The organism is Microbacterium sp. KRD172, from assembly GCF_017168295.1.
Taxonomy (GTDB): domain Bacteria; phylum Actinomycetota; class Actinomycetes; order Actinomycetales; family Microbacteriaceae; genus Microbacterium; species Microbacterium profundi.
On the sequence record NZ_JABFAS010000002.1, the window covers coordinates 3,122,995 to 3,143,462 of the forward strand.

General features: G+C 66.2%; 20 protein-coding genes. 6 read left to right on the forward strand and 14 right to left on the reverse strand.

Going from position 1 to position 20,468, the window contains the following annotated elements:
* The first annotated feature begins 21 nt into the window (after nt 1-21).
* From J1M43_RS15330 to J1M43_RS15350, 5 genes are all read left to right on the forward strand, one after another.
* The gene (locus J1M43_RS15330) at nt 22-252 is read left to right on the forward strand and encodes a hypothetical protein (protein WP_033105357.1); all 231 of its coding nucleotides are present in this window, start codon (nt 22-24) and stop codon (nt 250-252) included.
* Nucleotides 249-635 carry a type II toxin-antitoxin system VapC family toxin gene (locus J1M43_RS15335; protein ID WP_235272324.1) on the forward strand — a complete coding sequence of 129 codons (387 nt, stop codon included), beginning with the start codon at nt 249-251 and terminating at the stop codon, nt 633-635. Before J1M43_RS15330 ends, J1M43_RS15335 begins: the two co-directional genes overlap by 4 nt.
* 19 nt (nt 636-654) lie before the next feature.
* Nucleotides 655-1,326: a DNA alkylation repair protein gene (locus J1M43_RS15340; protein WP_033105359.1), complete on the forward strand. Its 672-nt coding sequence runs from the start codon at nt 655-657 to the stop codon at nt 1,324-1,326.
* A 15-nt stretch (nt 1,327-1,341) separates the two neighbouring features.
* Nucleotides 1,342-2,052 (forward strand): purine-nucleoside phosphorylase, encoded by a 711-nt coding sequence (deoD, locus tag J1M43_RS15345; RefSeq protein ID WP_206477220.1) that lies wholly within the window; start codon nt 1,342-1,344, stop codon nt 2,050-2,052.
* Nucleotides 2,053-2,198: 146 nt separating this feature from the next.
* Nucleotides 2,199-4,772 (forward strand): RNA helicase, encoded by a 2,574-nt coding sequence (locus J1M43_RS15350; protein WP_206477221.1) that lies wholly within the window; start codon nt 2,199-2,201, stop codon nt 4,770-4,772.
* Nucleotides 4,773-5,011: 239 nt separating this feature from the next.
* On the opposite strand, the gene J1M43_RS15355 is transcribed toward J1M43_RS15350, so the two are convergent.
* The 10 genes from J1M43_RS15355 to J1M43_RS15400 are packed head-to-tail and all read right to left on the reverse strand — an operon-like array spanning nt 5,012 to nt 15,225.
* Nucleotides 5,012-6,436, reverse strand: a complete 1,425-nt coding sequence (locus J1M43_RS15355) for an FGGY-family carbohydrate kinase (protein WP_206477222.1) — start codon at nt 6,434-6,436, stop codon at nt 5,012-5,014.
* Nucleotides 6,433-7,896: an FAD-binding oxidoreductase gene (locus J1M43_RS15360; RefSeq protein ID WP_206477223.1), complete on the reverse strand. Its 1,464-nt coding sequence runs from the start codon at nt 7,894-7,896 to the stop codon at nt 6,433-6,435. The genes J1M43_RS15355 and J1M43_RS15360 overlap by 4 nt, the downstream gene beginning before the upstream one ends.
* Before the next feature lie 57 nt (nt 7,897-7,953).
* Entirely contained in the window at nt 7,954-8,730 is a 777-nt protein-coding gene (locus J1M43_RS15365; RefSeq protein WP_240545397.1) for an SDR family oxidoreductase, read from the reverse strand.
* 2 nt (nt 8,731-8,732) lie between these two features.
* The gene (locus tag J1M43_RS15370) at nt 8,733-10,235 is read right to left on the reverse strand and encodes an NAD-dependent succinate-semialdehyde dehydrogenase (protein WP_206477225.1); all 1,503 of its coding nucleotides are present in this window, start codon (nt 10,233-10,235) and stop codon (nt 8,733-8,735) included.
* Entirely contained in the window at nt 10,232-11,176 is a 945-nt protein-coding gene (locus J1M43_RS15375; protein WP_206477226.1) for an NAD(P)-dependent oxidoreductase, read from the reverse strand. Before J1M43_RS15375 ends, J1M43_RS15370 begins: the two co-directional genes overlap by 4 nt.
* A 20-nt stretch (nt 11,177-11,196) precedes the next feature.
* Nucleotides 11,197-11,709 (reverse strand): formaldehyde-activating enzyme, encoded by a 513-nt coding sequence (gene fae, locus J1M43_RS15380; RefSeq protein WP_206477227.1) that lies wholly within the window; start codon nt 11,707-11,709, stop codon nt 11,197-11,199.
* Nucleotides 11,709-12,638, reverse strand: coding sequence for a glycine betaine ABC transporter substrate-binding protein (locus tag J1M43_RS15385; protein WP_206477228.1), 930 nt, complete (start codon nt 12,636-12,638; stop codon nt 11,709-11,711). Before J1M43_RS15385 ends, fae begins: the two co-directional genes overlap by 1 nt.
* Before the next feature lie 50 nt (nt 12,639-12,688).
* Nucleotides 12,689-13,465 carry an ABC transporter permease gene (locus tag J1M43_RS15390; protein ID WP_206477229.1) on the reverse strand — a complete coding sequence of 259 codons (777 nt, stop codon included), beginning with the start codon at nt 13,463-13,465 and terminating at the stop codon, nt 12,689-12,691.
* 1 nt (nt 13,466) lies between these two features.
* Nucleotides 13,467-14,567, reverse strand: coding sequence for an ABC transporter ATP-binding protein (locus J1M43_RS15395; RefSeq protein ID WP_374058524.1), 1,101 nt, complete (start codon nt 14,565-14,567; stop codon nt 13,467-13,469).
* Nucleotides 14,560-15,225, reverse strand: coding sequence for an ABC transporter permease (locus J1M43_RS15400; protein ID WP_206477231.1), 666 nt, complete (start codon nt 15,223-15,225; stop codon nt 14,560-14,562). Before J1M43_RS15400 ends, J1M43_RS15395 begins: the two co-directional genes overlap by 8 nt.
* Before the next feature lie 124 nt (nt 15,226-15,349).
* Here J1M43_RS15400 and J1M43_RS15405 point away from each other — a divergent pair, with 124 nt between their 5' ends.
* Nucleotides 15,350-16,219, forward strand: coding sequence for an IclR family transcriptional regulator (locus J1M43_RS15405; protein ID WP_206477232.1), 870 nt, complete (start codon nt 15,350-15,352; stop codon nt 16,217-16,219).
* 29 nt (nt 16,220-16,248) lie between these two features.
* Here J1M43_RS15405 and J1M43_RS15410 read toward each other — a convergent pair whose 3' ends face one another.
* The 4 genes from J1M43_RS15410 to J1M43_RS15425 all read right to left on the reverse strand — a co-directional run bounded on the left by J1M43_RS15410 (nt 16,249) and on the right by J1M43_RS15425 (nt 20,347).
* Complete coding sequence (locus J1M43_RS15410) at nt 16,249-17,271, reverse strand: ATP-dependent 6-phosphofructokinase (RefSeq protein WP_206477233.1); 1,023 nt, start codon at nt 17,269-17,271, stop codon at nt 16,249-16,251.
* A 1-nt stretch (nt 17,272) separates the two neighbouring features.
* Nucleotides 17,273-18,418, reverse strand: coding sequence for a mannose-6-phosphate isomerase, class I (gene manA / locus J1M43_RS15415; protein WP_206477234.1), 1,146 nt, complete (start codon nt 18,416-18,418; stop codon nt 17,273-17,275).
* Nucleotides 18,419-18,425: 7 nt separating this feature from the next.
* Nucleotides 18,426-19,247: a PfkB family carbohydrate kinase gene (locus J1M43_RS15420; RefSeq protein ID WP_206477235.1), complete on the reverse strand. Its 822-nt coding sequence runs from the start codon at nt 19,245-19,247 to the stop codon at nt 18,426-18,428.
* 86 nt (nt 19,248-19,333) lie between these two features.
* Nucleotides 19,334-20,347, reverse strand: a complete 1,014-nt coding sequence (locus J1M43_RS15425; RefSeq protein ID WP_206477236.1) for an SIS domain-containing protein — start codon at nt 20,345-20,347, stop codon at nt 19,334-19,336.
* Between the last annotated feature and the right edge of the window lie 121 nt (nt 20,348-20,468).

A 20,468-nucleotide genomic window follows, 5' to 3' on the forward strand; every position in this document is an offset into this window, starting at 1 on the left:
GCTTGCTTGCATACTGTAAGCATGCCCAACGTTCTGATCCGTGATCTTCCGCCCGAGGTGCACGCCGTGCTGGCGCAACGCGCTGAGCACAACGGCCAGTCATTGCAGCAGTATCTGACGCAAGAGCTGACTCGGCTGGCGCGCAAAAGGGACAATGCAGAGTTGACTGCCGCAATCAGCGCGCGCGGCGATCGCATTTCTCTCAGCGCAGAAGAGATTATGGAAGCCATCCGACGTGGACGATCGGAATGATGATCGTCGTCGACGCGTCCATTGTTCTGGACCATTTACTCGGCGACCTTGATGCCGCCGTGTCCACACGCATCGACGGCGCCGACCTGGCTGCTCCCGATCTGCTCGACGTCGAGGTCGCATCAGCGCTGCGAGGACTATGGCTGGGGCACAAAGTCACCGAAGAGCGTGTGCATACGACGATCGACGACCTCGCGCGGTTCGAAGCCGATCGGTTCGCCTCGAGCATGCTGATCCCGCGAGCTATGCAACTTCGCGAGAACCTGACGGTGTACGACGCGACGTATGTCGCTCTCGCCGAGGTGCTCGAGTGTGCGCTCCTCACCCGCGACCGCCGCATTGCTGCAGCACCAGGTATCCGTTGCCCCGTGCAAGTGATCTGACCGAGATTACGCTGGTCCCATGTCCGACACGATCACCGTCCCCGACGTCCTCACACAGCTCGCCGCTCTCGAGGATCCGAAGATGCGCGCCGCGAATGAGAAGCGCGGCGACGATCACGGCATCAACCTCTCAAAGCTGCGTGCGCTCGCCAAGAAGGTCAAGACGAACCACGCTCTGGCGAAAGAGCTCTGGGAGACCGGCGAGACCGCACCGCGTCTGCTCGCCCTGCTGATCTGCAAACCGAAGGAGTTCACGGCCGACGAGCTCGATGCAATGCTTCGTGAGACGCGGGCACCGAAGGTCAACGACTGGTTCGTGAACTACATCGCCAAGAAGTCGCCGCTCGCCGAAGAGATGCGACAGCGGTGGTTCGACGACGCCGATCCGACGGTCGCTGCGGCGGCATGGTCACTGACCAGCGAGCGCGTGGCGAAGAACCCGGAGGGGCTCGATCTCGAGGATCTGCTGGACCGCATCGAACGCGACATGAAGGATGCGCCGGCACGGCCGCAGTGGTCGATGAACGAGACGCTCGCGCAGATCGGCATCTACCACCCGCACCTGCGCGCCCGCGCTCTGGAGATCGGCGAACGGCTGCAGGTGCTGGCCGACTACCCCACCGCCCCGGGCTGCACTTCTCCCTTCGCTCCCATCTGGATCGGTGAGATCGTCCAGCGCCGCGAGGGCTGACCCTAGGCTGAGTTCATGAGCACGCACATCGCCGCCGAGCCCGGTCAGATCGCCCCCATCGTCCTGTTCCCGGGTGACCCGTTGCGGGCGAAGTGGATAGCCGAGAACTTCCTCGATGACGCAACGCTGTATTCGGAGACGCGCGGGATGCTGGGATTCACCGGCACCTGGGAGGGGCACCGTGTCTCCGTGCAGGGCTCGGGCATGGGGCAGCCGTCGATGGCGATCTACGCCACCGAATTGTTCACGGAGTACGACGTGCAGACGATCGTGCGGGTCGGATCATGCGGAGCACTGGCCGAGCATCTCTCGGTGCGAGACATCATCATCGCGAACGGCGCGTGCACCGATTCCGGCATCAATCGCGTGCGGTTCAACGGGCTCGACTACGCCCCCGTCGCCGATTTCTCGCTGTTGCGCGCAGCCGTCGAGGCGAGTGAGCAGATGTCTCTGGGGTCGGCCGTGCATGTCGGGCTGCTGTTCTCGAGTGATCAGTTCTACAGCACTCGACCTGAGCTGACAGAGCCATTCGTGCAGCATGGAGCGCTGGCCGTGGAGATGGAGACAAGCGGTCTCTACACTCTGGCTGCGTTCCATGGCCGGCGCGCGCTCAGCATCTGCACCGTCTCCGATCACATCGTCACGGGCGAGGCGACCACGGCGCATGAGCGTGAGCAGACCTTCGGCGAGATGATCGAGATCGCACTGCGCGCGGCGACTGCCTGATGAGGGGAGCGGATGCCGCATAACTCCGGACGAACCTCGCGGACCGGCGACTTTTCGGCGTCGCCGGGGTCGAAACCGGCCGATTCTCCGGAGTTGTGCGGTGCCCGACGTTCGTCCAGGTCGCGGTGAGGGATGATCGAAGGACCATGACTTCTTCCGCGCGCCTCGATCCGACCTCCCTGCGCGACACCGAGGGCGCGATCGACCCGGATGCCGTCTACCTGGCGTTCGTCGAATGGGCAGAGGCCACCGGCATCCGGTTGTACCCGGCGCAGGACGAAGCGGTCATCGAGATCGTCTCGGGTCAGAACCTGATCCTGTCGACGCCGACCGGCACCGGGAAGTCGCTCGTCGCCGTCGGTGCGCACTTCGCCGCGCTCGTCGAGGGCCGCCGAAGCTACTACACCGCGCCGATCAAGGCCCTCGTGAGCGAGAAGTTCTTCGCGCTCGTCGACACCTTCGGGCCAGAGAACGTCGGCATGATCACGGGTGATTCGTCGGTGAACGCGGATGCTCCGATCATCTGCTGCACGGCCGAGATCCTCGCCAACCTCGCTCTGCGCCAGGGACCTTCGGCTGACGTCGGGCAGGTCGTGATGGATGAGTTCCACTTCTACGCCGACCCGGACCGCGGGTGGGCGTGGCAGGTTCCGCTGCTCACGTTGCCGCAGGCGCAGTTCGTCCTGATGTCGGCGACCCTGGGCGATGTGACCGCGCTGGCGGCAGACCTGAGTCGGCGCACCGGCCGCGAGACAGCGACCGTGACGGGCGTCGAACGTCCGGTGCCGCTGCACTTCTACTACGAGCTCACCCCGATCCATGAGACGGTCGACGACCTGCTGACGACTGGCCAGGCACCGATCTACGTCGTGCACTTCTCGCAGGCCGCAGCCATGGAGCGCGCGCAGGCGTTGTCGAGCATGAAGATCGCGACCCGCGAGCAGCGCGATCAGATCGCCGAGCTCATCGGAGAGTTCCGCTTCACGACGGCGTTCGGCAAGACGCTCTCGAAGTTCCTGCGCGCGGGCATCGGAGTGCATCACGCCGGCATGCTGCCCAAGTATCGGCGGCTCGTCGAACAGCTCGCTCAGCGCGGGATGCTGCGCGTGATCTGCGGAACCGACACGCTCGGGGTCGGCATCAACGTGCCGATCCGGACGGTGCTGCTCACGGCGCTGACGAAGTTCGATGGCACGCGCATGCGGCAGCTGAACGCCCGCGAGTTCCATCAGATCGCCGGACGTGCGGGCCGCGCCGGCTTCGACACGGCCGGCACCGTGGTCGCCCAGGCGCCGGAACATGAGACCGAGAACGCCGCGCTGATCCGCAAGGCCGGCGATGACCCGAAGAAGAAGCGCAAGATCATCCGCAAGAAGGCGCCGGACGGCTTCGTGTCGTGGGGTGAGCCCTCGTTCCGCAAGCTGATCGACGCCGAGCCGGAGACGCTGACCTCGCACATGCAGATCACGAGCGCGATGATACTCAACGTCATCGGTCGCGGCGGAGACGTGTTCGCGAATATGCGCGCGCTGGTATATGACAATCACGAGCCGCGGGCAAGGCAACGGATGCTGGCGCTGCGGGCGCTGGGAATCTATCGGACACTGCGGGAATCAGGGATCGTCGAGCAGTCGGAGCCTCGCTCCCTGAGCCTGTCGAAGGGGCGAGAGCCAGAGATCAGCCTCACCGTCGATCTGCAGCCGAACTTCGCGTTGAACCAGCCGCTGTCGCCTTTCGCTCTCGCCGCGTTCGAGCTGCTGGATCCGGATGCCGCGACCTTCGCGCTCGACATGATCTCGATCGTCGAGGCGACGCTCGACGATCCGCGCGCGGTGCTGAGCCAGCAGGAGTTCCTCGCCCGCGGCGACGCGGTCGCCGAGATGAAACGCGAGGGCATCGAGTACGACGAACGCATGGAGCTGCTCGAGCAGATCACGTATCCGAAGCCGCTCGAAGAGCTGCTGGGCGCGACGTTCGAGACGTACAGCGCGGCGCAGCCGTGGATCCGCGACTTCGAGCTGCGGCCGAAGGCCGTCGTTCGCGACATGTACGAGCGAGCCATGTCGTTCGGGGAATATGTCGCGTATTACAAGATCGCACGGTCAGAGGGAGTGGTGCTGCGGTACTTGTCGGACGCGTATCGCGCGGCGTCGCAGACCATCCCGGAGGATCTGAAGAACGAGGATCTGCGTGACCTCATCGAGTGGCTCGGAGAGCTCGTCCGCCAGGTCGACTCCTCGCTCTTGGATGAGTGGGAGGAGCTGCGGGCCGGCACCGACAACGGCGTCGTCGATCTGGATGCTCTCAAGGCCGCCGAGCACGTCGAGGAGCCGATCGTGCCGCCCGCGCCGAAGCGTCTCACGAGCAATGTGCGCGCGTTCCGCATCCTGGTGCGCAATGAGCTGTTCCGCCGGGTGCAGCTCGCCGCCCGCGAAGACGTCGACGCCCTGGCGGCGCTCGATCCCACGTTCGGCTCCGACGGGTGGAACGACGCCCTCGACGCCTACTTCGCCGAGCACGATGACATCCTCACCGGCCCGGACGCCCGCAGTTCGAAACTCCTGCTGCTGACCGAGGGTTCCGCGACCTGGACCGTGCGGCAGATCATCGATGACCCCGCCGGTGACCACGACTGGGGCATCGCCGCGACGATCGACCTCGCAGCATCGGACGAGGCGGGTGAAGCCGTCGTGACGGTGACCGGGGTGGACCGGCTCTGAGTCGCATCAACTGTGTCGGATCGTTGCACTTCTGGCGGCCGCTCAGGACTCATGTGGCCGCCAGAGTTGCTCGCGGCCGCCAGAGTTGACCGCCGCCCCGCGCTCGTCCGTGCATCCGCGGGTCTTCGGTCGGAGCGGAGTACGCCGGCGGACACCCGGCGGCGACAGCATCCGGTCGCCGTTCGTAGTGAGGACGTTCTTCCGCGAGCTGCGGTGAGCCTGCAGAAGAGGCGGCCGGGCTACTCCCCCTCGGCCGCCCGCGCGGCGATCGCCTGCCATTCCAGCAACAGCGGGTCCAGATGCCGTGGCAGCAGCGAATACGCCTCGCGCACCGGCCGGTAGGCGCGTACCCACTCCGATTCGGGCGCGAAACTGTCGGCAGCGTGCACGGTCGCAGCGACGGACTCGTCCCACGACGGGTGAACGCGGGCGCCGACGAACGCGGAGATCGCGGCACCGATGCCCGCGGCATCCGTCAGTCTGTTGCGCCGCACAGGTCTTTCGAACACGGCGGCGAGGATGCGCATCATCAGGTCCGAACGAGAACCGCCACCTGACACGATCACGCTCTCGAACCGGTGGCCGAGCGCGTCCTCCATCGCATCGACGTGCCCGCGCATGGTGAGGGCGATGCCCTCCAGGATGGCCCGGTGCACGTGGAATCTTCCCTGACGCCCGTCGAACCCGAGCAGCGCTCCGCGCCGGTGCGACGCCCCGCCTGGGGCGAGCCAGTCCAGAACGGCCATCAGCCCATCGCTGCCCGGCGCGATGCCGCTCGCCCCCGCATTGAGCTCGTCATCGGTGATCCCGTGCCCGGCGTCGAGCAGGTCGCGCCACCAGCTGACCGTCCACATGCCCCGCCGGATGCCGTCGCTCTCGTACAGGTACCGACCCGGCTCAGCCGCGAAGTTCGTCCAGTAACGGTCATCACTCGCGCTCGCGTCGCGCCCGACCGTCATCGCCGCGATGTATGTGCCGAGCGAGAGAAGGGCCGTCCGATCGTCCCTCAGCCCCGAGCCCAACGCCTCCACAGCCTTGTCGTTCGCGGTGGCATACACGGCCAGCCCGGTGGGAAGGCCGGTCGCCGCGGCGGCAGCGGCGGTGACCCGACCGAGCATCGCACCCGGCAGCACGAGGTCGAACAGCTGCTCCGCCCGCATTCCGGTGCGCGCATAGGCGTCCGGGTCGTCGGACCAGCGCCACCGTTCCTGATCGACGGGCCACACCCCCTGCTGATTGCCGACGCTGTCGCGCAGCTCACCGGTCAGCCGATGGGTCAGATATCCGGACGATGTCGTCACGTAGTGCACGCGCGCATCCTGCTCGTGCGGCCGCGACACGCGTTCGTCCATCCAGCTGAGCACGGGCTCGACGAGACCGCCGTCCGCGTCGAGCAGCGCACGACAGAAGCGAATGGTGCACAGCCCGACCCCTACGATGCGATCGGGATCGCCCTTGAAGCGGCCGAGCGCCTCGCGGCAGGCCTCGACGATCGAGTCCCAGAGATCGTCGTCGGGATGCACGACGTGACCGGGCGACGGCGACTCGGTCGGCCTCAACCGCCGCTGCGCCGAGGCGTGGATCCTTCCAGCCTCATCGACGACGAGCACCTTGGTCGATTGCGACCCGCCGTCGATGGCGACGACGTAGCGGGGTCCGCTCACGCCTCGAGCGGGAGGATCGTGCCCGCGTTCATCACGCCGTTCGGGTCGAACGCCTGCTTGAGCCGCTCCAGCATCGGGTACGCCGAGCCGTGCTCCTGGCGGGTCCAGGGTGTGCGGTACTTGCCGATGCCGTGGTGGTGCACCATCGAACCTCCCAGTCGCAGTGCTTCTTCCACGATGATCGCATTGAGCGGCACGTGATAGAGGTCGATCTCCTGCCGCGGCTCGCAGTCGATGTCGTAGTCGTAGACGAAGTAGAGGTTCGTGCCGGTCTGGTAGCTGTGCGACGAGTGCGCTCCGAGCATCGTGAGGTGATCGGCGCGCGGGTACTCCGATCGGATGCGGTCGATGACGGCGTGGTAGAGGCTGCTCACCCCTGACCAGTTGATCGACACCTCGGTGGTGTACCCGAGATGCGAATCGCGCAGCATCGCCTCCTTCTCGGCGTCGATCTTGTCCTGCCCCCAGTTGAGTCCCTGGAACCACGTCTCGATGTGGGCGGAGTCGACCCGCTGGTGCGGGCGGTCGGCGAACACCGCCTCGATGCCTGTAGCCGTCGCGGCCGCGAGCGGCTCAGGACCCTCGGCGGTGAGCACGACGACCGACTTGCCCTCGGAGAAGTGCGCGAAGTGCTGGTTCGCGTCCTCGGGCGAGTAGACCCGGCACACCGACGGCCGGTATCCGGCGGTGACGAGTTCGCGCAGCGCCTCGACCCCGACCTCGAACTCGTCGACGAGGAAGCCGAAGAACCGGGTGTTCTCCGGGTGGTACGGGAAGATCTTCGCCGTCACCTCGGTGATCACGCACAGTGCACCCTCGTTGCCGATGATGATGTGGCGGATGTCGGGACCGGCAGCACGACGCGGCACGTTCTTGATACGCGTCACCGTGCCGTCGGGGAACACCGCTTCGAGGCCGACGACCATGTCCTCGATCGCACCGTAGAGCGTCGAGAACTGTCCGATGGATCTGGTCGCGACCAGCCCGCCGTACTGCGCGAGCGGCTTGGACTGCGGCGAATGGCCGGTGGTCAGGCCGCGCTCGCGGAGTTCGTCCTCGAGCCGCTGCAGCGGCACGCCGCACTGCACGGTGACCATCATGTCGGTCTCGTTCACGTCGAGGACGCTGTCCATTCTCGAGCCGTCCAGGACGATCGTGTCCTCGATGACCGTCTCGAGACCGCCCTCGGTCGCCGTGCGGCCGGTGCGCGGCACGACGTTGACCAGGTTGTCGTTCGCGAAGCGCAGAACAGCCGCCACCTCTTCGGTGGTGCGGGGGTAGGCGATGATCGCAGGGATCGGGCCGTCGAAGATGCCGTGCACGGACTGGTACTTCTTGAAGCGGTCGACACTGGCGAGCTTGAGCTCGCGCGGATCTGTGTCGACCCCATCGGCGCCGAGGAGCGCGGTGACGCGCGTGACGATCTCGTCGCGACTGAGGGCGGATCGTGATGCCGACATGGGAATGGCCTTCGCTTTCAGTGGTAGTTCGAATCGGGTGGGTCTGTGACGAGCTGGTCAGCGGACGAGATAGCCGCCGTCGACGACGAGCACGTGCCCGTTGACGTAGTCGGAGGCGCGGCTCGCGAGGAACACCGTCGCCCCCATGAGGTCGGCCGGGTCTCCCCACCTCTCGGCGGGGATGTGCTCGAGGATCCGTCGGCTCGCCTCGGGATCGGAACGGGTGGCCGCCGTGATCGCGGTCGCGAAATACCCCGGCGCGATCGCGTTGACCTGGATGCCGTCGGCGGCGAGCTCGTCGCAGTACGCCTTCGTGAAACCGACGACCCCGGCTTTCGTCGCGGCGTACGCGGGCGATTGCTTGCCGCCGAGAAATGCGAACAGCGAGGCGATGTTGATGATCTTCCCGCGGCCCTGGCTGCGCATGACACGACTCGCCTCATGCGCGAGCTCGAACGGTGCCGTGAGGTTGACCGCGATCATCGGATCCCACTTGTCACGATCGAACGCATCGACATCGTCGAGCAGCGCGATGCCGGCCGAGTTGACGAGCACGTCGAGCGATCCGAAGCGCTCGACGCAGGCCGCGACGACCTCTGCCGGCACGCCACGGCGGGCGATGTCCGCCTCGAGGAACGCGTATTCGCGTCCTTCGGCCTCGACCAGGCGACGCGTCGTGCCGTCGTCGTCTGCGAGCCCGGCCACGAAGACGTTCGCTCCCGCCTTGGCCAGGGCAAGGCTGAAAGCCCGACCCAGTCCGGTGTTGCCACCCGTGATGACGGCCGTCCGGCCGTCGAGTGAGAACAGGTCGAGGGAGAAGTCGGTGATCTCCATGCTCACCTGCCGTCGGGTGCGAACGGGTCGGCGATGTTCACGTAGCGCGTCTCGAGGTACTCATCGATCCCCTCGAATCCCCCCTCACGCCCGAGACCGGACTGCTTGACGCCGCCGAACGGCGCGGCGGGGTTCGACACGACGCCGGCGTTGATACCGAACATGCCCGTCTCGAGTCGCTCCGCGAGGCGGAGACCCCGGTTGAGATCCGATGTGTACGCGAACGAGACGAGCCCGAACGGCGTGCGATTGGCGATCTCGATCGCCTCCTCCTCCGTGTCGAACACGACGATCGGGGCGACGGGACCGAAGATCTCCTCCTCGAGGATCGCCGCATCCACCGGCACGTCCGCGAGCACGGTGGGCTCGTAGAAGTAGCCGGCTCCGGGAAGCGCGTGCCCGCCCAGAGCGAGAGTGGCCCCGTCGCTGACAGCGCCGTCGACCAGCTCCGCGACCTTGCTCCGCGTCGCCTCATCCACGAGAGGACCCATCGTGGTCTCGGCATCCGTTCCGCGGCCGACCCGGAAAGCGGCGATTCGCTCGGTGAACAGCCGAGTGAACTCGGCGGCGACGCCTCGCTGGACGAGGAAGCGGTTCGCGGCCACGCAGGCCTCCCCGCCGTTGCGCATCTTCGCCAGCACGGCACCGTCGACGGCCTTCGAGAGGTCGGCGTCGTCGAACACGAGGAACGGCGCATTGCCGCCGAGCTCCATCGAGACGCGCAGCACCTGTTCGGCGGAGTCGGCGATCAGGCGTCTGCCGACCTCTGTGGAGCCGGTGAAGGACAGCTTCCTCAACCGCGGATCGCGGATGAGCGGACCAGTGACGGCGCCGGCGCTCGTGGTCGGGATGACCGTGAGCACGCCGTCGGGCAGTCCCGCCTCTCGCAGCACCTCGGCGAACAGCAGTGCGGTCAACGGAGTGAGCGCTGCGGGCTTGAGTACCATGGTGCAGCCCGCGGCGATCGCCGGTGCGATCTTGCGCGTCGCCATCGCAAGCGGGAAGTTCCACGGCGTGATGAACAACGACGGCCCCACCGGGGTCTTCATCACCAGCAGGCGGCTCTTTCCGTCGGGGGCCATCGCGAACCGACCCGAGATCCGTGGTGCCTCCTCGGAGAACCAGCGCAGGAACTCGGCGCCGTAGGCGACCTCGCCACGGGATTCCGCGAGCGGCTTGCCCATCTCGAGGGTCATCAGCAGGGCGAAGTCGTCCGCGCGTGCGGTGACGATTTCGAAGGCACGGCGCAGGATCTCGCCGCGCTCCCTCGGCGGCGTGGCCGCCCAGCTCTCCTGTGCCGCTGCCGCTGCGGCGAGCGCGCGTTCGCCGTCCTCTGGCCGGGCGTCGGCGACCTCGAGGAGCACTTCGCCCGTCGAGGGATCGGTGACCGGGAAAGTACGGCCACCCTCGGCATCCGTCCAGCCGTCGCCGAGAAGCAGCTGCGTCGGCACGCGCCCGAGCAGTTGCTTCTCGCGAGTGTCCGTGGTGGGCTCCGTAGCGATCATGCCTGCTCCTCCGATCCGGCCAGCGCGAGCTCGGGTACGAGCCTGAGCTCGCTGTGGATGAGGTCTTCGTACAACCGGAACGGCGTCATCTCCCCCGCCTTGTCGCCGTAGGACGCACGCGCCCGCCGGTAGACCTGCTCGACCAGCGAGGAGAGCTCGACGGGCACACCGACGGACCTGGCCAGATCGATGGACAGTCCCAGATCCTTGCAGGCGAGTGCGATGGCGAAGCCTTCGTCGTAGTCGCCGTGCTCCAGGATGGAGAGCACGTCACGCTCCACGAACGTGCTGTTCGCTGGGCTCGCGATGAGCGAGTCGCGCAACACTCCCAGATCCACCCCTGCGCGAACGCCGACGGCCAGCACCTCCGCGGTCGCGACCAGGTGCGAGAACCAGAGCTGGTTGATCATCAGCTTCACGGCGTAGCCGGCACCGTGGCCGCCGACGTGAAGGATCCGATCCGGGTCGCCCATGACCTCGAGTACGGGGCGGACCCTTTCGACGTCGTCGGCATCGCCGCCGACGAAGATCTGCAGCATGCCCGATGCGGCGCCCTTGGCCATTCCGCTCACCGGCGCATCGAGGATGCGCAGTCCGCGCGCACTCTCCTCCGCGCGCACCCGGTCGGCCACTTCCGGCACCGAGGTGGACATGTCGATCCACGTGGCGCCGTCGGCGATGCCCTCCAGCATGCCGCCGGGACCGCTCACGACCTCGGTCACATGACGCGGCGTCGGCAGCATCGTGATGATGATGTCGCTGGCCGCGGCGACCTCGGCGGCCGTCGCAGCCCACGTCGCGCCGCCTTCGACGAGCGCTGACGCCGCCTCCGGACGGACATCGGTGACGATGAGAGAGTATCCCGCCTTTTGCAGGTTCGAGGACATGCCCGAGCCCATGCTGCCGAGGCCGATGAAGCCGACCGTCGGGGTAGTGACCATGCTTATCAGTTCTCCAGTGCTCAGTCGACCGGGGCCGTGTAGAAGGGATTGCGAGGTGCCGATCGTGCGTCGAGAACCTCTTCGGTGCGCGGCAGACCTTGCGAGCCGTTGCGCAGTGCGGTGCGGGTGGCTTCACGGTTGTTGCGGTACACGGCATCCGCGTCGTCCGCTCCCGGATTCACCCAGACGGCGGTGATCACGACGTTGTCGTCGACAGCATCCGCGGGGAGCGTGCCCTCGGCGACGGCATCCGCGACGCCAGCCGCGACACCGGCCTGCGCCGGGCCCCAGATGTGGTTGCCATGCTCATCGTTCGCCGGTGCGGCCTTGGTGACGAACAACGTCAGAGGCTTGACGGGAAGGGAGGGGCGCAGCACCGCGACGAACGGCACATGCCCCGGACTCGGTGTCGCGAGGGCCGTGGCCCAGGCGGTGCCGGCCGGCCCGGTGCGAGGACCGTAGACGCTGTTGATGTGCGCCGCGTTGACCCCTTCGCCGATGAAGCTCTCGCCCAGCTGAAGCGCGTCCGTCATCAGATCAGCTCCTGCTCTTCGAGCCAGTCGATCGCGACGTCCTCGGGGTCTTCACCCTCGACGTCGACGAGTGCGTTGAGCTTCTGCATCTCCTCGGTGGTCAGCAGCGGGGCGATCTCGGCGATGATGTCCGCGATCTCCGGATAGTCGTCGAGGACCTCCTGGCGGATCGTGAAGCCGCCCTGGTAGGAGGGGAAGAACTCCTCGTCGTCCTCCATCACGACCAGGTCGAGGGCGGGGATGCGGCCATCGGTCTGGAACACCTCGCCGAAGTTGCAGTCGTCGCCCTTCTGGGTCGCGGTGTAGATGACACCGGTGTCGAGCATCGTGACATTCGAATCCGGGACATCGATCCCGTACGCGGTCTTGAGCCCTGGCCAGCCGTCGTCCCGAGTGGAGAACTCGCTCTCGATGCAGAACGTCTGATCCTCGGCGGGGAGCGCGGCGACGTCGCTCATCGTCTTCACGCCGAGTTCTTCGGCCTTGTCGGCGCGGACGGCGAACGCGTAGGTGTTGTTGAGGGGTGCGGGGTCGAGCCACGCGATGCCCTTCTCGGCATCCGCTTCCTTGACGGCGTCGAACTGGGCCTCAGCACCCTTGACCGGCGTGGTATTTCCGTTATACGTGATCCAAGAGGTGCCGGTGTACTCCCAGTAGCCGATGAAGTCGCCGTTCTCGAGCGCCTGGCGCACGTTCGCCGAGCCGACCAGCTTCACGTTCGCCTCGAGGTCAGCACCGTACGCGTTGAGCAGCTCGGTGGTGATGTAGGCGAGGATGTACTGCTCTGAGAAGTCCTTCGAGCCGACCTGCCCGGTCAGGCCTTCGAGTTCGTCGCCGGCGCTGGCGGTGCTGGTCGAGCCAGAGCATCCCGACAGAAGGAGCGCACCCGCGGCGAGCGCGGTGACTCCGGTGATGAGGTGTTTCTTCATGATTGCTCCTTGATGTGTGACGTGCAGATGCGTGTGATGGGAAGTGCGGGTCACAGCCCGCGCGGGCGGACTGCTTCTTCGACGAGACCGGCGATCCAGTCGATGAGGACGGCGATGGCAGCGACCAGCACCGCGCCGACGAGCAGCACGGGGAAGCGCTGCAACTTCAGGCCGTTGACGATCATGTCGCCGAGACCGCCGGCGTTGATGAACGTCGCGATCGTCGCGACGCCGACGCAGAAGACGAGGGCGGTGCGCAGCCCGGCGAGGATCACGGGCGATGCGAGCGGAAGCTCGATGCGGCGCAGCACCTGCCCTGACGTCATCCCCATGCCGCGGGCGGCTTCCTTGACTCCGCCATCGACCTGCTCGAGGCCTACCAGAGTGTTGCGCAGCACAGGGAGGAACGAGTACGCGACGAGAGCGACCAACGCCGTGGCGAAACCGGTCTGCCATACGATCGCCAGCAGGATCACGACGCCGACCGCCGGCGTGGCCTGGCCGATGTTCGCGAGTCCGAGGGCGAAGGCGTGCACGACCTTCGAGCGACTGCGATAGACGCCGATGCCGGCGGGGATCGCGAGGACCGCGACGAGTGCTGAGGCCGCGGCGGTGAGCAGCAGGTGCTCTCCGACACGGGACAGGATGTAGTCAGGGTTGAGGGTGCGCTGCTCGATCGAGTCCAGCGGGATCGTCGCCACCCAGACCAGGGTGAGCACGAGCACGGCACCGACCATCAGCGGCGCGGCAGACACGCGCACAACCGAACCGCCAAACCGGCGTCGAGTGGCGACGGGCGTCGCCTGGGTCGCGGAGATGACGCTCATCTCAGCGGCGTCCCTCGACAGTCGACGACTCAGGCGCATCGCTGAGGACGGCGGAGATCGCGGCGTTGTCCAGTGACCCCTTCACTCGCTCGTCCGCGCCGACGACGTTGATGACTTCCGCCCCGGTGAGCACGAGCAGGTCGAGCGCGTCGCGCAGTGACGCGTCCGCACCGATCTGTGGGGCTGCGTCGGATGCCGGCCGAAGCTGTGCCTCCGCAATGGGGATGAGAGCCAATCGCTTCAGGGCCGCCCCCTGGCCGATGAACGACGAGACGTAGTCGTTCGCCGGGTTCGCAAGGATGCGTGCCGGTGTGTCGAACTGTTCGATGCGAGAGCGCTCGCTGAGCACGGCGATCCGATCGCCGAGTCTGATCGCCTCGTCGAAGTCGTGCGTGACGAAGATGATCGTCTTTCCGATCTCCGCCTGCAGCCGCAGGAACTCGGCCTGCAGCTTCTCGCGGGTGATCGGGTCGGTCGCGCCGAACGGCTCGTCCATGAGCATGACCGGCGGGTCGGCGGCCAGGGCGCGCGCGACACCGGCACGCTGCTGCTGGCCGCCGGATAGCTGCTTCGGGTAACGCCCCGCGAACTGACCCGGATCCAGCTGTACGGTGCGCAGCAACTCGTCTACGCGCTCGGCGGTCTTCGCCTTCGACCAGCCGAGCAGTCGGGGCACGACGCCGATGTTCTCGGCGATCGTCAGGTGCGGAAAGAGTCCGATCTGCTGGATGACGTAGCCGATGTGGCGTCGCAGCTGATTCGGATCCATCGAGAGGATGTCGGTCCCATCGATGCGGATCGAACCGCTCGTCGGCTCGATGATGCGATTGACCATCTTCATCGTGGTGGTCTTGCCGCAGCCGCTCGGGCCGACGAACATGACCAGCTCCCCGGGGTCGATCCGCATCGAGAAGTCCTCGACCGCGGGAGCCTCCTGACCTGGGTAGACCTTGGTGACATCGCGGAGCTCGATCGAGACGCCGCGCTGCTTCTTCGAGATCGCGGACAGGAACCCGGTGTCGGTGGTGACGCTGCCGGTGGCGGTGGTGACGCTGCCGGTGGCGGTGGTGACGCTGCCGGTGGCGGTGGTGAGATCAGGCACGGAGCCCCCTCGAAGTCGTGTAGCGGGAGATGAGGACGAATGCTCCGTCAACGAGGAGCGCGAGGATGATGACTCCCACGGTTCCGGCGAGCGCATAGTTCAGTGCGTTCTTCGAGCCGAGCGAGGAGAGTCCCTTGAAGATGTACTGGCCGAGACCCGGACCCGCGACGTACGCGGCGATCGCAGCGATGCCGAGGGAGAGCTGAGCTGCGACCCTGGTGCCGGTGAGGATCACCGGCCACGCGAGCGGCAACTGAGTGGTGAGCAGCACCCTCGGGCGACTCATCCCCATCGCCGTGGCCGACTCGAGGATGTGCGCCGGGACCTCGCGGAGCCCGACGACGGTGTTGCGGATGATCGGCAGCAGCGAGTAGAAGACCAGGGCGACGATCGTCGGCCCCCAGCCGAGACCCAGGACCGGACTGAGCAGTGCCAGCAGGGCCAGCGACGGAATCGTGATCGCCACGGACGCCGACGTGATCGCGATCGCGCGCGGTGTGGCACGGTTCCAGACGAGGAGTCCGAGGACCACACCGACGACGAGCGCGATGGCGAGCGAGAGCGCGACGACGAGCAGATGCTCGGCTGCCAGCTCGAGGATGTCCTCCCAGCGGCGTTCGAGGAACGTCGTGACGTTGTCGAGGTCGAATCCTGACACGGGACAGTGGCTCCTTTCTCACCGTTGAGTGAACCGTCGGGATGACGATGAGATCAGATTAGGATGCCGATGACATTCTCGCAACACATGTTGTGCATATGGCAACCAATGCTATGCTGACGCGATGACACCGACCGAAAGGGGCTCCCGCCGGAACACATCCGGGCTGGGGCGGGACATCGAGATCCTCGAGTTGCTGGGCAGTGACGAGGCCGTCGCCGGCGGTGGCCTAGGAGTCATGCGCATAGCGCAACTCACCGGCCGCGACAAAGCGGTGATCTCGCGGACGATGGCGACGCTGTCCGACGCGGAGCTCGTGGAACGGGATCCGTCGACCATGAATTTCCGATTGGGCAGCCGGCTCTTCGCGATCGCGGCGAGGACGACCGAGGCGACGCTGGTGAGCCGGGCACGCGCGCACCTGCGCAACATCGCGCAGTCGACTCGTGAGACGACTCACCTCTGCGTGCTGCGCGGTGGCAATGTGCTGACGGTGCTCAGCGAGCTCAGCCCGCACGAGTTCCGCACCACGGGATGGGAGGGCGTGACGACGGCCGCATGGCGCACACCGTCAGGCCGCGTGCTCATCAGCGACTGGGATCGGAAGTCGCTGACCCGCTGGTACGAGGAACACGGCCGGGATGAGCCCCTCGTCGGACCGCTGAATCCCGCCATGGCCGCGGCCGGCTTCGCTGTTCTGGAGACACCCCCGGAGAACAAGGCGATCGTCCGCGATCTCGACTCTCTCTTCGCAGAGCTGCAACGCATCCGAGAACGGGGTTACGCGACTCTCGACGAGGAGCTCGAACTCGACGTGGTCGGCGCCTCCGCGCCCATCACCGATTTCACCGGTCGCATCATCGCGGCCATCAACGTCAGCGCGCCGAAGTCACGGATCGGCGGACAGCTGGACCGTCTGGGGGCGTATGTCGCGCAGGCGGCGAGCGAACTGTCCGCATCATTGGGGGCGCCGCAACCACCCCTGCGCCAGTAAGCGTCCTCGCGCTCCGGTGGCATCTCCACTCAGCCGAAGAGCTGAGCGGCCTCGAGATAACGCGCTTCAGACACGCGCTTGGAGTCCCCGAGCGCTTCGTCGAGATCCACATCATCCACGTCTGTTCCGTGGAGGGCGACCATACGCCCCCAAGCCTGAGCAGACACGAGGTCGATCGCGCGCATGCCGAACCGCGTGGCAAGCACCCGATCGAAGGCGGTGGGAACACCGCCGCGCTGGATATGACCGAGAAGCGTGGCTCGCGTCTCTATCCCGGTGCGCTGCTCGATGAGCGCAGCAACGCGTTCTCCGATTCCGCCCAGGCGCGGTCGCCCAAATGCATCATTTCCCTTCGTCGAGTGCGCGGTCTCGTCTCCATCGAAAACGAAGCCTTCAGCGACCACCACAAGGGGCGCTCGACCGCGATCACGTGCCGATTGAACCCAGCCAGCCAGCTCGTCCATGCCGGTGCGGCGCTCGGGAATGAGGATGGCGTGTGCGCCGGCCGCCATACCGGAGTGCAGCGCGATCCACCCGGCATGACGCCCCATCACCTCGGCGACCATGCAGCGAGCATGCGAGTCACCGGTGGTGCGCAGTCGATCCATCGCCTCTGTCGCGATCGACACCGCCGTGTCGAACCCGAACGTCATGTCGGTGGCGTTGAGGTCGTTGTCGACCGTCTTCGGAACCCCGATCACGTGGATACCGGCATCGTGGAGCCGTCTGGCGACGGCCAGCGTGCCGTCGCCGCCGATCGCCAGGATCGCATCGATCCGGTGTTCGCGCATCACCGCACGGACGGCATCCTCGCCGCCGAACTCCCAGGGATTCGTGCGACTGGTGCCGAGAATGGTGCCGCCGAGTTTGCTGATGCCACGCACGTCCTGGCGGGTCAACGGAACGACGTCGCCGACGGCGGTTCCCCGCCAGCCGCCGCGATACCCGATGAAGGATTGCCCGTAGGTCTCCTCGCCGTGAAGCACGGCGCCGCGGATCACCGCATTCAGGCCCGGGCAGTCTCCTCCACCCGTGACGATGCCGATCCTCATCTCAACAACGCTCCCGCGGTGAGGGTACCGAGATCACGGCGATCTGGCCAGACTTCGCGGCGGCGACAGCTGCTGATCCGTGGGGGAGGAAGACAGCGTGCCCGGGCTCGAGTGCAATGCTCTGATCCGCAGAGCGCACGGTGCAGCCCGATGTGATGGCGACCAGGATCCTCGGTCCCGGCCCGGCAACGGCGATGCCATCGGGTCGCAGCGCATGGACTTCGAGATCGAACTCTTCCGGCGAGTCGGCAGCCGCGCTGCGGTGAGGCCGATTCACGAGTGCCGGTGACGTGATCAGATTGGCGACCGATTCTTCGACGTCTACCCGCTTGGCGGTCAGACCGAGCCGGAACACGTTGTCGGAGTTGGCCATCACCTCGAGCGCGAGCCCCGACATGTAGGCGTGCGGAACGCCCGAAAGCACCATCACCGATTCGCCTGGTTCGAGATATATCCGGCGGAGCATCAGGCTTGCGGCGAGGCCGGAATCACCGGGATACTGCTCGGCGAGCTCAAGGAGCGTTGCGGCTGCGGCATGCTCCCCCTCTGCCACGACCGCGCGGGCGACATCGACGAGGAGGTCGATCTCACTGGTCGACGCTCCTGCCAAGATCGCGATGGCGTCGCGAATGGCCTTCTCGTCTCCGCGCGCGAGCGCCGTGCCGGCAGCACGAGTCAGCGGATGGTCGAAGGCGTCGAGAACCGCCTCGGCGTCGGCGACCGGCAGCAGCCCGACGAGTCCATCGAACTTCGTGAGCGCCAGTATCTGCTCCGGCTTGTGGTTCGCATCGACGAATTTCGGCTCCGGCGCAGAACTCGAGAGTTGCTCGGCGTGGGCTTCGCGCGCGCGTTCCGCCCGTGGGTGGACCTGAAGAGACACCGCCTTGCCGGGAGCGATCAGCTTCACGAGGAACGGAAGCTGTCCGTCGAATCGCTCTGCGATCTCGTCCCCGAGCATGTGGGCCGCGTCGTTCGAGATCATCTCGTTGAGAGGTTGACCATCTTCGAGGGTCGCCGGGCCCGCAGGGTGCGCCCCGTACCAGATCTCGGCCAGCGTTTCGTCAGCGATGCCAATGCCCGTCAGATTCTGGATTGCGGATCGTGAACCCCACGAGTAGTACTTTTCTGCCGCGTTGAGGAGATACATGCCGCCCCTATCCGAACTGCCGAACGTCTGCGGGAAGCTGCGGCCATCCGCCCATGTAACGGCACGTGAACGAGCCGCGCCGGATACCGCTGTGCAAGGCTTCCTCCACATCGTCACCCCTCAGTCGGGCGGCGATGAAGCCCGCCATGAACGAGTCCCCGGCGCCCGTGGTGTCGACGACTGCCACCGGCTCCGACGGAACGCGCCAGCGTCGTTCGGCACGACCTGCCAATGCTCCACGCGCTCCGAGCGTCGCCACGGCGAGTTCACTCGGTCCGGCCACGGCGGCCGAGACGATGCGCTCGGCCTCAACCTCATCTTCTCCGGCGGAGGCGAACTGGACCGCAAGTCGGTGGGAGTCGGGCGAGACGCTGCAGTCCTGACTCATCGGGACGTCGGACAGCTGTGCGACGGCTTCGCCGAAGCTCTGCGATTTCGGCAGCATTCCCACGTGGATCCACCGTGCGTCCGCGATCCGACGCAGAGCGTCATCGTCCGGGTGATACTGGGCCGTGACGCCGAAGTCCTCGGATTCGAAGCGCCGATCACCGTCCGCGTCCCTGCGGATGGTGGTGAGCGCAGTGCGCCCGCTGAGGGTCACCAGTCCCGAGATGTCGATGCCGCGCACCTTCGCCGCCCGACGAACGACAGCCGCATCCGCGTCGGTGCCGACGGCTCCGAAGTAGCCGACACGCAACCCGAGCATCGCCAGTTGAGCGGCGACATTGAGCGCGTTGCCGCCGATCAGGTCGCCGAGGTCGGGTTCGTCGAGGTATCGGTCGATGGTGTTGTCGCCGACGACGGCGACATCGAAAGTCGAGGTTGTCATGTTGACACTCCAGAAGTCGGGGGCTGTGTCCTACGCGTGATGGGCCTCGGCGACGCGTGCGCCGCCGAGGCCCATCGACAGAGGTATCAGAAATCGCCCTTCTTGTAGTAGCGACGCGTGGTCAGCGGGTGGTCACGAACGACCTCGAGGTGCGCACTGAGCCGCTCGAACGCCGCGGCGAGCACGATGGGTGAGATGAGGGCACGGACGCGATCGGAGATCCCGGGAAGCTCGAACTCCTTTGTGTCGAAGACCCGCAGGTTCTTGGTGACGGTGGGAGCAAAACGCTCCACGCGGTCTGCGAGAGGACGCTGCTCGTCCTCGCCCTTGACGAGGATCACGCTGGTGTTCTCCTCGATCAGCTCCAGAGTTCCGTGGAAGAAGTCGGAGGCGTGGACGGGCCTCGTCCAGATCCACTGCATCTCTTCGAGGATGCACATGCCGTAGTACCAGGCCTCATACCAGACGCCACCGGCACCGGTCATGATGTGGTTCTGCTCGTCCTTGATCTCCAGCGCGAATGCCTCGGCCCGCGGCTCGAACGCCCTCTTCACCTCTACGAGCAGCTCCGGTAGTTTCTGAATCTCTGCGACGATCTCGTCGTACCCGTCGTACTCGCCGCGAAGGTCCATGATCGCCAGTGCGATGAGCAGGGACTGCAGGTAGAAGTTCTCGCTTGAGGTGTCGTCCGCGCAGAAGTTCGTGAAATTGATGTCTGCCTGCTCAGCCAGTGGCGTGTCCGCTTTGGCTGTCAGGGTGAGAACTCGCGCGCCCTTGCTGCGTACATAGTCCAGAGCCGCGATGGCTTCCTTCGTGGTTCCCGAGACCGACGGGAAGACCACGACGGACTTCGGCCCGAGATTCGCGTTCCCGGAGTTCACCAGCTCGGCGGCCATCTCCACGAATGTCGGGAAGGTCGACTTCGTCTGCAGAAGACGCGCTGCCGGCTGCATAAGGAAGTTCACCCCGCCCGCTCCGGCGAAGAATATGTTCTCCGCACCGTTTTCGAGCTCTTCTTTGAGCGTCTCCCGGATCTTTCCCGCCAACGCTGTAGCGCCGCCCTGGATGCTCACGTAGCGGGCTTCATCGAAGTTCAGCATGCACTTCATACCTTTCACTGAAATATGTCTGATCTAGATCAGAGATGTCCGACAACGATAACATTATGTCTGTCAAGACCTAATCCGATTGGTTTCCGGTGCGACAGAATGCCGAGTTCGA